General features: G+C 74.3%; 11 protein-coding genes. 6 read left to right on the top strand and 5 right to left on the bottom strand.

What is annotated here, in order from left to right; translation table 11 throughout:
* The first annotated feature begins 495 nt into the window (after nucleotides 1-495).
* On the top strand, nucleotides 496-1644 hold the full coding sequence (locus ACFRCG_RS47615; RefSeq protein WP_380042933.1) for an acyl-CoA dehydrogenase family protein: 1149 nt from the start codon (nucleotides 496-498) through the stop codon (nucleotides 1642-1644).
* 244 nt (nucleotides 1645-1888) lie between these two features.
* The gene (locus ACFRCG_RS47610) at nucleotides 1889-2311 is read left to right on the top strand and encodes a MarR family winged helix-turn-helix transcriptional regulator (RefSeq protein WP_380042935.1); all 423 of its coding nucleotides are present in this window, start codon (nucleotides 1889-1891) and stop codon (nucleotides 2309-2311) included.
* 4 nt (nucleotides 2312-2315) lie between these two features.
* Here the strand turns inward: ACFRCG_RS47610 and ACFRCG_RS47605 are convergent, their stop codons facing one another.
* The 3 genes from ACFRCG_RS47605 to ACFRCG_RS47595 form a co-directional block, all read right to left on the bottom strand.
* The gene (locus ACFRCG_RS47605; RefSeq protein ID WP_380042932.1) at nucleotides 2316-3242 is read right to left on the bottom strand and encodes a nitroreductase/quinone reductase family protein; all 927 of its coding nucleotides are present in this window, start codon (nucleotides 3240-3242) and stop codon (nucleotides 2316-2318) included.
* Between the two features lie 200 nt (nucleotides 3243-3442).
* Nucleotides 3443-3814, bottom strand: coding sequence for a hypothetical protein (locus ACFRCG_RS47600; RefSeq protein WP_380042931.1), 372 nt, complete (start codon nucleotides 3812-3814; stop codon nucleotides 3443-3445).
* Between the two features lie 131 nt (nucleotides 3815-3945).
* Nucleotides 3946-4911, bottom strand: a complete 966-nt coding sequence (locus ACFRCG_RS47595; RefSeq protein ID WP_380042930.1) for a hypothetical protein — start codon at nucleotides 4909-4911, stop codon at nucleotides 3946-3948.
* Nucleotides 4912-5109: 198 nt separating this feature from the next.
* On the opposite strand from ACFRCG_RS47595, the gene ACFRCG_RS47590 reads away from it, so the two are divergent.
* A complete protein-coding gene (locus tag ACFRCG_RS47590) occupies nucleotides 5110-5550 on the top strand; it encodes an Lrp/AsnC family transcriptional regulator (RefSeq protein ID WP_020549917.1) in 441 nt (146 codons plus the stop codon).
* Between the two features lie 124 nt (nucleotides 5551-5674).
* Complete coding sequence (locus tag ACFRCG_RS47585; protein ID WP_380042929.1) at nucleotides 5675-7291, top strand: amidohydrolase; 1617 nt, start codon at nucleotides 5675-5677, stop codon at nucleotides 7289-7291.
* Nucleotides 7292-7331: 40 nt separating this feature from the next.
* Here the strand turns inward: ACFRCG_RS47585 and ACFRCG_RS47580 are convergent, their stop codons facing one another.
* Nucleotides 7332-7955, bottom strand: coding sequence for a YitT family protein (locus tag ACFRCG_RS47580; RefSeq protein WP_380042934.1), 624 nt, complete (start codon nucleotides 7953-7955; stop codon nucleotides 7332-7334).
* Between the two features lie 169 nt (nucleotides 7956-8124).
* Between ACFRCG_RS47580 and ACFRCG_RS47575 the strand changes: the two genes are divergently transcribed.
* Nucleotides 8125-9612 (top strand): PLP-dependent aminotransferase family protein, encoded by a 1488-nt coding sequence (locus tag ACFRCG_RS47575; protein ID WP_380042928.1) that lies wholly within the window; start codon nucleotides 8125-8127, stop codon nucleotides 9610-9612.
* Between the two features lie 430 nt (nucleotides 9613-10042).
* Here the strand turns inward: ACFRCG_RS47575 and ACFRCG_RS47570 are convergent, their stop codons facing one another.
* Nucleotides 10043-10894: an alpha/beta fold hydrolase gene (locus ACFRCG_RS47570; RefSeq protein ID WP_380042927.1), complete on the bottom strand. Its 852-nt coding sequence runs from the start codon at nucleotides 10892-10894 to the stop codon at nucleotides 10043-10045.
* Between the two features lie 103 nt (nucleotides 10895-10997).
* On the opposite strand from ACFRCG_RS47570, the gene ACFRCG_RS47565 reads away from it, so the two are divergent.
* The gene (locus tag ACFRCG_RS47565) at nucleotides 10998-11411 is read left to right on the top strand and encodes a winged helix-turn-helix transcriptional regulator (protein WP_380042926.1); all 414 of its coding nucleotides are present in this window, start codon (nucleotides 10998-11000) and stop codon (nucleotides 11409-11411) included.
* The last annotated feature ends 242 nt before the right edge of the window (nucleotides 11412-11653 follow it).

The raw sequence follows: 11653 nt of genomic DNA, 5'->3' as shown, positions 1-11653 counted from the left end.
TTCCGACGGGTTTTCGAAGCCGTACCGACCTTCCCGCGGCGGGCCGGTCTACTCGCCCAACGGCCCCGGTACCCCGCCGGCTCGGGCCGGGCGGCCCGGAGTCCGGGGACGGACGCCGAGGACGGGTCGGCCGGGCATACTCCCGGGGACCGAGCGTGATGGGGGACCGGCGTGCAAGGCCCTCGCGACATCGGCTCGGCGTGCATGACCCACGCGACATCGGCCCGGCCTGCAAAGCCCACGCCACATCAGCCCGTCCGGCGTTTGAGGACACCGGGCCGGAGGCCGGCCGCCGCCGCCGCGGTCGGCCTCGGGCGCGGCCGACGCGGTCGGCGAGCCCACCACGCGGGGCGCGGGTGCGCCGCGTCGGTGCCCGGCGGACACGCGGCGTCACCGTACGATCGTGCGCAACGGCCGGGGGGCGAACCCCCCCGATCCGCCGCCGGCCACCCGCCGGGTCCGGCCACCCCCGGACCGCACGGAAGGACGTCTCCCATGGCTGTCCCGCGCACGCTGCCCACCGACGAGTCCCGTGCCCTGCTCGACCTCACCCGGGACCTCACCGCCCGGGAGATCGCGCCACGCGCCGCGCCCGACGAGGCCGATGGACGTTTCCCCCGCGAGGTGTTCGCCACCCTCGGCGCCGCCGGACTGCTGTCGCTGCCCTATCCGGAGGAATACGGCGGGGGCGCGCAACCCTACGAGGTCTACCTCCAGGTGCTGGAGGAACTGGCCGCGGGGTGGCTGGCGGTCGGCCTCGGCGTGTCGGTGCACACGCTGGCCTGCCATCCGCTCGCCACGTTCGGCACGCCCGAGCAGCGCGCCGCGCACCTGCCCGCGATGCTGGGCGGCGAACTGCTCGGCGCCTACTGCCTGTCCGAGCCGCACTCCGGCTCCGACGCGGCGGCGCTGAGCACCAGGGCGGCGGCCGACGCCGACGGGTACACGCTCACCGGGACCAAGGCGTGGATCACCCACGGCGGGGTCGCCGACTTCTACACCGTCCTGGCCCGTACCTCGCCCGAAGGCGCGCACGGGATCAGCGCGTTCCTGGTCGACGCGCGCACCCCGGGCCTGGCCGCCGCCGCGCCGGAGCACAAGATGGGCATGCGCTCCTCGCCCACCGCGCAGATCCACCTGGACGGCGCCCGGGTTCCGGCCGAGCGGCGGATCGGCGCGGAGGGCCAGGGATTCTCCATCGCGCTCGCCGCGCTCGACTGCGGCCGGCTCGGCATCGCCGCGTGCGCCACGGGGGTTGCCCAGGCCGCGCTGGACGTGGCGGCCGAGTACGCGCAGGATCGCACCCAGTTCGGCGGGCCGATCGCCGACAAGCAGGGCATCCGGTTCATGCTCGCCGACATGGCCACCACGATCGAGGCGGGTCGCGCGCTGTACCTGGCCGCCGCCCGCCTGCGCGACGCGGGGCTGCCGTTCGGCCGACAGGCGGCGATGGCCAAGCTCTTCTGTACCGACACGGCGATGCGGGTGACCGTGGACGCGGTACAGATCCTGGGCGGCTACGGCTACACCACCGACTTCCCGGCCGAGCGGTACATGCGCGAGGCCAAATGCCTGCAGATCGTCGAGGGCACGAACCAGATCCAACGCATGGTCATCGCCCGTGACTTGCTGCGGAACGGGTGAGCGAGGTCCGGCGAGGGTGATCCGGGCATGGCGGTTTGTGCCTTCGGGGGTGGGCGCGGGGGTCGGGTACGGTGGCGGGATCCGGGGGGTCGCGCTTCGTTTCCGAAGCCGGACGGGTCGAGGCGAGGAGGCCGCGGAGATGACGACGGAGCACGCCGCGGGGTCCGGGCCGGGGTCCGACGCGGGGTCGGCGGCGGGCGAGGGGCCCGATGCGGGGCTCAGCACCGACGAGGCGATTCGGGCGATGTTGCTGTTGATGCCGCGTGTGGCCGCCCGGCTCAAGCGCACCCGGATCCCCGAGCGCTTGCGGTCGATGAACCTGGCGCCGCGACACCTGTCGCTGCTGGCGTACCTGCTCTTCGACGGCCCGATGCCGGTCAATCAGCTGGCCGCGCGCCTCGAGGTGGCGCCGACCACGGTGAGCCTGATGGTCAGCGACCTGGGCCGCCAGGGGGTGCTGGAACGACGTACGGATCCGATCGACCGCCGGCGGTCGATCGTGGCGATCACCGACGACCCCGAGACCCGGACGGCGATCGAGAACTGGCTCGCGAACGGCGCCGACGCCTGGCGCCGGGCCTTCGACCCGCTGTCGCCGGCCGATCGGGCGATGTTCGTGCGGACGATCGGGGCCTATGAGAACGGGGCCGCGCGCGAGAAGGGGTGAGCGGTCAGCCCCGGAGCGCCGGAAGCAGGTGGGCCTCCTCGTAGGCGAAGTGTTCCTCCAGACCGGCCGACACCGCCTCGAACTCCGCGCGCAGGTGGGCCGGCTCGGCGTCCGGCCCCCGGTCCGGCCCGGCGGCTCGTTCGAGGAGCGCCGCGAAGGCGGCCAACGCCCGTTCCACGACCGCGTGTTCCGCGCGCAGCCGGGTGATCGCCGGGACCAGCTCGGGGTATTCGCGTTCGAAGGCGGAGAAGGCGCCGTCCTCGCGGATGTGGTGCAACTGGAGGTGTCGGCAGAAGGTCAGGCAGTGGCGGCGCAGCCGTCGGGCGGCGTCGTCGGCGTCTTCGGAGTCGTTGTCGGGGGCATCCGGCTCCGGTTCGCCGGCAAGGGCGTGTTCGAACCGCTTCCGGACCTGGTCGATCTCGGCCCGCAGATCCTCGTGGTGACGGATCAACTGCTCCGCGATCAGCCGCGCGCGGGCCGGGTCCCCGGTCAGGTCGAGGGGATGCAGGGCGACCACGGGGATGGTTCGGGTGGTCGCCGCCGCGTAGTCGCGGAAGGCCGGGTTTCGCGCGCACTGGCGATCCCATTGACGATCGCGTTCGTCGCCGGTGAGCGGGACGGCCCGGGCGGCGAACGGCTTCACGCGGCCCTCGTCGGTGCCGATCTCCATGGTCACCTGGGGGTTGGCGACCAGGTTGAGGTACCAGTGCGGGTCGCGCGGGCCACCAGCGTTGGAGGCGAAGACCAGCCACCGGTCGCCGTCCCGCGCGGCGACGACGGGGGTGGTCCACGGCTTGCCGGTGTGTCGGCCGGCGGTGGTGATCAGGACCAGGGTGACGCCCTCGAACATGCCGCCGACGCGGCCGTTGTGGGCTCGGAACTCGGCGATGATCGGCGCGTTCGAGTCGGTGTGGGTGGTGGTTTCGGACATGGGTGTCTCCGGGATCGGCGCAGACTTCGTAAGTAGCTTTGCTTTGAAAGCAAATCTATTTGCAGGCTAGTAACGCCTCGGAAGCGCTGTCAACGCCGCGTGGCCGCGGGCATGCCACGGCCGCCGGGCGGCGGTGGCCTACGCCCGGCGGAGGTGGTGGGTGAGCGCCCGCGCCCGAGTCGGCCGCGCGCCCGGGTGGGTCAGGCCGTGTGCGAGAAGGGTTGCGCGCGCCAGTCCAGGCCCGGGGGCAGCGTCCGGATCGGCGGCTCCGGGAGCGCCGGGGGAGGGCCGGCGGCGGGGCGGTCGGCCGGGGTGGGGACGGTCGTGCCCGAGCCCGGGCAGGGACGGATGCCGAACGGGTCCCGCACGCTCGGGCACACCACGTGGTCCGGCACCGTCGCGCCGTCGGCGACCGGGTCCAGGACCAGTACGACGCCGCACTCCGGGCACGCGCGCCGTACGCTCGGGGCGGCGGGGGTGTCCGAGGATCGCTCGGGGTGGTTCGTGTCGTCGAAGTCCTCGACGAGGTCCCGCTGCACCGTTCCGGAGCATGGGTCGACGGCGATGCTCATGGGCTCCCCCTGTCGCCACGGCGCCGAGGCGACGGCGCGCTCCGCCGACGATAGTCCGCCCGACCGGAACGTTGCAGTACCGATCCGGGTCGATTTCCGCGCTCACGCGCCGCGTTGCCTACCGGCGCCGGCTACGTGGCCGCCGCCGTGTCGGGCACGGTGGCCGCTATCGGGGCGGCGTCGATCGCGCGGCGCAGTTGTTCCAGGCGGTAGGGGAGGGGTTCCCAGCCGGGGCGGCCGACCATGTCCACGTTCAGGCGGACCACGGTGCGCGTGTACGCCCGGGCCAGGCCGCGCGGCATCAGCGGCATTCCGGCGGGGCGGGGCCGGGAGTTGCCGTCCTCGTCGGGGATGCCCGAGTGGTTGCCCCGCACCGACACCCACACGGCGGCCACCTCGCCGCGCAGCGGCCACACCAGGTCGGCGCGTACGTCCAACCAGCGGCGCAGCGCCGCGCGGGTCGGGCCGGACAGCGGCAGCACCTCGGTGACGGCCGGATTGACGGTGCGGGCCTGCGGGTGTCGCACGATCGTGACGGTGTGCTCGTGCGGTCCCAGGTCCTCCAGCCGCATCGCGCACAGTTCGCCCGCCCGCGCGCCGGTGTCCAGGACCACCCCGATCAGGGCGAACAGTCGGATTCGGCCCGCGTCCGCGCCCGCCCGGTCGGCGTGTTCGCCGAGCCAGTTCAAAAGGAGCGAGCGTTGCCGGGCGCCCACCGGCGTCTTGAGTTCGGGCATGGCCGGCCGCTCCGGCAGTTCCACCGGCACCGATCCGGCCCGGGCCAGGATCTCCAGGCAGTCCATCCGCACGCGCATGCTCGCCGTGGTCGAGATGCCGGCGCCCGCGACCGCGCGGGTGCGCAGCCGGCCGCGTTGGGCCAGCTCCAGATAGCGCCGCGTCGGCTCGGCGGACAGCAGCGCCGCGAGCGAGGCACGGGCCTCGGCCGGGAAGCCCTCCTGTACCAGTGCGCGGCGCAACTCGCCCACCACCCAGCGCAGTTGCCGGGCGCGTGCGGCCGAGGTGTCGGCCCGTGCGGTGACGCGCAGCAGGGCCCGGTCGAGCTGATCGAGCGCGGGCGCGCGCTCCTCGGTGGCCATGTCCGCACTGTAGCCGGCGCCACCGACGAACCGGCCGCGCCGACCGCCGCCGGACGGGGGACTCGCGGCGCGGGGGCGCACTCGGCGGCGGTGCGCCGACACCGGAGCGCGCTCGGAGCACGACCGGGGCCGCGCCCGGAGCGCGCCCGAACCGCACCGGGGCCGCACCTCCCACCTCCGATGCCATAGGTTCCTCATGTGGAGGACCTGGACCGACAGATCGTCAAACTGCTGCTGCAGGACGGGCGGATGAGCTACACCGACCTGGGCAAGGCCACCGGCCTGTCCACCTCGGCCGCCCACCAGCGCGTACGCCGACTCGAACAACGCGGCATCATCCGCGGCTACGCCGCCGTGGTCGATACCGAGGCCATCGGCCTGCCGCTGACCGCGTTCATCTCGGTCAAACCCATCGACCCCAGCGCCCCCGACGACGCCCCCGAACGGCTGGCGGACCTCGAGGAGCTGGAGGCGTGCCACAGCGTGGCCGGCGACGAGAGCTACATCCTCAAGGTCCGCGTCCCGACCCCGGGCGACCTGGAGACGCTTTTGGCCCGGATCCGGCTTCAGGCAGGCGTATCGACCCGCACGACGGTGGTCCTGTCCACCCCGTACGAGGCCCGCGCACCCCGCTTCTGAGCCGACCCCGACGGGCGGCCGGGCGGGTGGGGGCGGGTCCGGACGCGGTTCGCGGCGGGCCCGCGCCGCTCGAAGGGGTGACCTCCGGCTCGGCGTTGCCCCGGGGCGGGCCACACTGGGGGGCATGACCACGCTCCTCCTGCGCAACGGCGCCGTGCACAGTCCCGCCGATCCCTTCGCGACCGCCATGGTCGTCGAGAACGACACCATCGCCTGGATCGGCGCCGAAGGGGCGGCCGCGGCGCACGTCGACGCCGTCGACGCGGTGCTCGACCTCGGCGGCGCGCTGGTCACCCCGGCGTTCGTCGACGCGCACGTGCACGCCACCGCGACCGGCCTCGCCGCGACCGGGCTCGACCTGACCGGCGCCCCGTCGTTGGCCCACGCGCTGACCGCGCTGGCGGAGTACACGAAGGCGCGCGGGCTGTACGGGCCGGGCCGCGTCGTGCTCGGGCACGGCTGGGACGACACCGGCTGGCCCGAGGGACGCCCGCCCACGCCCGCCGAGTTGGACCGGGCCGCCGGCGGCGCGACCGTGTACCTGTCCCGGACCGACGTGCACTCCGCCGCCTGCTCGCCCGCGCTGCTCGCGCTGGTCCCGGGCGAACACGGCGACACGCCGCTCACCGGTGCCACGCACCACGTCGCGCGGGCCGCCGCCTACGCCGCGCTGACCCCGGCCGACCGGCTCGCCGCGCAGCGCGTCACGCGGGAACAGGCCGCCGCGCTGGGGATCGGGACGCTGCACGAGTGCGGTGGGCCGGAGATCGCCGGCGAGGCCGACTTCCGCGCATTGGCCGCGCTGGCCGCCGAGGAGGCCGGCCCGGACGTCGTCGGTTACTGGGGCGCACTCGCGCGCGACGCCGAGCACGCCCGCGCGCTGCGTGCCGATCTGGGTGCGCACGGGCTCGGCGGCGACCTGTTCATCGACGGCTCGCTCGGCTCGCACACCGCGTGCCTGCACGCGCCCTACGCCGACGACCCCGGCACCGGGCTGACCCATCTGGACGCCGAGCAGGTGGCCGCACACCTCGCCGCGTGCACCCGGGCCGGGATCCAGGCCGGCTTCCACGCCATCGGCGACGCCGCGATCGGCGCGATCCTCGCCGCCGCGCGCGACCTGATCGCCGGACCGCACGCGGCCGCGTTCCGAGCCCTGCGACACCGGGTCGAACACGCCGAACTCCTGGACGCCGACGCGGTGAAGGCGTTCGCCGAACTCGGCCTGACCGCGTCCGTACAGCCCGCGTTCGACGCCGCGTGGGGCGGCCCGGACGGCATGTACGCGCGCCGCCTCGGCGCCGAACGCGCCGCGCTGATGAACCCGCTGGCCGCGCTCAGCGCCGCCGGCGTCCCGCTCGCGTTCGGCTCCGACGCGCCGGTGACCCCGCTCGACCCGTGGGGCACGATCCGCGCCGCCGCCTTCCACCGCACGCCCGGGCAACGGATCAGCGTGCGCGCCGCGTTCGCCGCCCACACGCGCGGCGGTCACCGGGCGGCGGGGCGCGACGACGCGGGTGTGCTCGTCCCCGGCGCGCCCGCCACCTACGCGGTGTGGGACACCACCGAACTGGTCGTCCAGGCCCCCGACACCCGGCTCTCCGGCTGGTCCACCGACCCGCGCTCGGGCACCCCGGGCCTGCCCGACCTGGACCCCGAGCTGCCGCTGCCGCGCTGCCTGCGCACCGCCGTACGCGGCACCACGGTGTACGCGGCCGAGGGAGCGCTCGACCCGGCGTGAGCGAACACCGGCGCGAGCGAGTACCCCGGCGCGACCGAGGTCAGCAGGCCGGCGTCGGCGCCGGGGTCCCCGACGACCCCGACGCCGGCGCGGCCGGCTCACCCGAGCCGGATCCGCCCGCCGCGACCGGGCGATCCGTCGCGCGCTCCGGCACGGTCAGCAGCGGCAGGAAGACCTGCACCAGCGGGCCGATCGTGAGCGCGTACAAGACAGTGCCCAACCCGACCGAACCACCGAGCACGAAGCCCACCGCCAACACCGCGACCTCGATGCTCGTCCGGATCAGCCGCACCGAACGCCCGGTCCGCCGTACCATCCCCGTCATCAGGCCGTCGCGCGGCCCCGGCCCGAGCCGGGCACCGATGTACGCGCCGCCGGCCACCGCGTTCAGCACCACACCCGAGACCAGGAACGCCGCGCGCCACGCCCACGCGTCGGGGGAGGGCAACCACCGCAGCGAGGCGTCCACCGCGAGGCCGATCACCACCACGTTGCTCACCGTGCCGAGCCCCGGACGCTGCCGCATCGGCAACCACAGCAGCAGGACCGCGGCGCCCACCACGATCGTCACCACGCCGAAACTCCACCCGGTGCGCTCGGCGAGGCCCTGATGGAACACGTCCCACGGATCCAGGCCCAATTCGGCCCGGATCATCAACGCCATGCTGAACCCGTACAGCGTGAGCCCCGCGTACAACTGGACCAATCGTCGGACCCACGACCAAGCCACCGTGCACCTCTGTTCCGCGCCTGACTGCCAAAAAAGAGCCAACGGTGAAAGAATCGCGGATACCGGATCACGGATCCATAGCCAATTCGACAGGAGTGGACTGATGAGCGCGCCTCACCTGACCGTCAGCAGCACCCGCCTCGCCGACCTCCTGCACCCCTGGACCACCGCGACCCAGTCCGCCGCGCGCACCGGCCCGGCGTACCGCACGCTCGCCGACCGCATCCGCGCCCTGCTCCTGGACGGTCGGATCCCGCTGAGCGCGCGCCTGCCCGCCGAACGCGGCCTCGCCGACCGGCTCGGGATCAGCCGGACCACCGTCGCCGCCGCGTACGAGCTGTTGCGCACCGACGGCTACCTGACCAGCCGTCGCGGCTCCGGCAGCTGGACCACCCTGCCCGGGACGCACACCGAGATCCCCACCCGCGGGCTCAGCCCGAGCACCACCACAGGCGTGATCGACCTCGGCGTGGCGGCGCTGCCCGGTCCCGGCCGCGCGCTGCACCAGGCGGTCGCCGACGCCACCGACTCGCTGCCCACCTACACCACCGGCCACGGCTACCTCCCCGGCGGCCTGCCGGTGCTGCGCGACACGCTCGCCCAGCGCTACACCCGCCGCGGCGTGCCCACCACGCCCGACCAGATCCTGGTCACCCCCGGCGCGCTCGCCGCGGTGACCCTGGTGCTGCGTACGCTGGCCGGCCCCGGCGACCGGGTCGCGGTCGAATCACCCACCTACGCCAATGTGTTGGACGCGATCCGGCAGGCCGGCAACCGTCCGGTCCCGGTGCCGATGACGGACACCGGCTGGGACGTGGAGACATGGCGCGACACGCTGCGCACCGCGGCGCCGCGACTGGCCTACCTGATCCCGGACTACCAGAACCCCACCGGCCACCTCGCCGACCCCGGGATCCGGCGCACGCTGGCGGATCTGGCCCGCAACACCGGCACCACGCTGATCATCGACGAGACCTGCCTCGACCTGGCCCTGGACCTCGACCCGGCGGATCGGCCGCTGCCGATGGCCGCGTTCGACCGGACCAACAACGTGGTCACCATCGGGTCCACCTCGAAGACCTTCTGGGGCGGCCTGCGGATCGGCTGGATCCGGGCCACCCCGGACCTGGTCCGGCGCATCGCGGCCACCCGCGCGTCGTTCGACGTCGGCGCCCCGGTGCTGGACCAGCTGGTCACCCACCACCTGATCACCGACCACGAGGACGCCATCCTGGAGACGCGCCTGCCCGCGCTGCGCGCCGCCCGGGGCGCGCTGGCCGACGCGCTGACCGAGCACCTGCCCGACTGGACCTTCTCGATGCCCCTGGGCGGCCTGTCGTTGTGGGTACGCACCGACGGCACCTCCAGCCTGACCCTGGCCGAAACCGCCGCCCGACACGGGGTGCGGGTGGCGGCGGGAACCCACTTCGGCACCGACGGCACCTTCGAACACCACGTCCGTCTGCCCTACGCCCACGACCCGGCCACCCTGACCGAGGCCATCCGCCGCCTGTCCGCCGCGGTGGCCGAGACCGAACGCACCCGCCCCACCACCTACGCGGGCTTCTCGGGCGCGGCCGTCATGGCCTGAGTCGGGCCACACCCGAAGGCGCGGTTTCCACAACCCCCGACTTGTCCACAGCCCGCCCGCCCCCTCCACGCATCACCGCCGCCCCTCGGCACTGTGGGCCCTGTGCGGAGCACCCGGTTCCGCACCTCGGGAGGGGTCATGCGGGATGTGCTGGCGGCACTGGTCGGCGCGATGGGCTCGGTCGCGGCGGCCCTGGCTGCGGCACACGGCCGCGCCGGCTCGACCAAGGCCCACCGCCCACGTCGCCCACCCCGTCCACCCCGCCCTGGCCACGACCCCACCCGCCGCGCCACGGCCGGCCGGCGACGTCCCACCCCGCGCCCCCGCCCGCATCCGCGCGTGGGCCCACGCCGCCACACCGACCCCCCCGGCCGGGACCCGTGACCGCGGCACGCCGTGGCACCTTGAGTCGATGTCGGCCGCGCCCCGGTCACGCCGTCTTCGCGTCGTCGCCGGCCAGGAACGGACGCAGCAGCGCGAGCAGGGCACGCGGCCGATGCAACGGGATGATGTGGCCGCAGTCCTCGATGACGTGTCCGGTGAGATCGTCGGTGATCGGGCGGAGTTGGCGTTCCAGCGCGGGACCGACGGGCCGGGCGCCCAGCGCCATCGTCGGCACCGTCAGGCGCACGCCGGCGACCGCCTGCTCGATCTGTTCCGCGCTCTTCGGCAGCGCCCGGTAGTACGAGAACGCGCGACTCAACGCCTGGCGGCCGGTGTACGCGCGGACGAACGTGTCCCGGAGGGCGGGGCGCACACCGTCGCCGAGCGTGCCGGCGTTCAGAAACCAGTCGACGTAGGCGGCCTCGTGGCCCTCCACCACGGTCTCGGCGAGGTCGGGCGCGGCGCAGTGGAAGCCGAACCACCACGGCGGCCCGTCGGCGAGGAAGTCCTCGGCGCCGGGCAGCCTGCCGAGCAGGGATTCCATGACGACCAGGCGCCGGACGAGATCGGGGCGGCGCATGGCGAGGAGGAAGGCCGGCGCGGTGCCCGCGTCGATGCCCACCACCGCGGCAGAGGACACGCCGAGCGTGGCGAGAAGCGCCGCGGCGTCCTCGGCCAGGGTGCCCGCGTCGTATCCGGAGGCGGCCCGGCCGCTCGCGCCGAACCCGCGCAGGTCCGGCGCGATGACGCGGTGGCGGCCGGACAGATCGGCCATGACGTCCGTCCACAGTTCCCAGGTGTGCGGGAAGCCGTGCAGCAGCAGGACGGCCGGGCCCGATCCACTGAGGGCGACGTTCAGTTCGACACCGTTGGCGAGGACACGTCGCAGTTCGGGCATGGCGGGACTCCCGGTACTCGGTGAGTGATGGTGACCAGGTCACGCTAGGGAACTACGCTGGTCCGCCCAAGACGGCACTTTCCCTTCAGGTGGTGAGCCCCAGGTGACCACGTCGAGCCCCGGCGCAGGTGACCGGCGACCCGGTGAGCGCGGGGACCTGTTGGATCCGCACTGCCCGACCCGCCGGTTGCTCGACCGCATCGGCACCAAGTGGACGTCGATGGTGGTCAAGGTGTTGGCCGAGGAGGCTCCGGGCGAGCTCCGTTTCGCGGAACTGCGGCGCCGTATCCCGGGCATCTCCCAGAAGATGTTGTCCGTCACCCTGCACAGCCTGGTCCGCGATGCCCTGGTCGCGCGCCGCGTGGAACCCACCGTGCCGCCCGCCGTGCACTACCGGCTCACCGAGCTGGGCCTGTCCCTCGAAGGACCACTCTCCGTCCTACGGGTCTGGGCCGAGACGCACATGGCGCAGATCGACCGCAACAACCGGCTCGCCGACGCGTCGCCCCCCGATTAGCGCGTGGATCGAATGCGCCGGTCGCGGTGGGGGTGGTCAGGTGGGGTCACGGTCCACGAAGACGCCGGGCGTGTCGCCTTCCTTCGTGGTGAGCCCGCGCGATGGCGTCGGCCGTCGTCGTGTGCGCAATCGCGAAGTCCGCCACCGAATCAACCTCCCACCCGCGCCGACCCGGGGTCGATGGCCCGTCGGGGTGTCCCCGGGCGGCCCGCGCCCGGGCGGCGGGTGGACGCCTCCCGGGC

The sequence above is a fragment of the Embleya sp. NPDC056575 genome, assembly GCF_042793325.1.
In the GTDB taxonomy this organism is placed as follows: Bacteria; Actinomycetota; Actinomycetes; order Streptomycetales; family Streptomycetaceae; genus Embleya.
The sequence above is the reverse complement of the archived record's forward strand: the minus strand, read 5'-3'. Positions and strand labels throughout refer to the sequence as shown.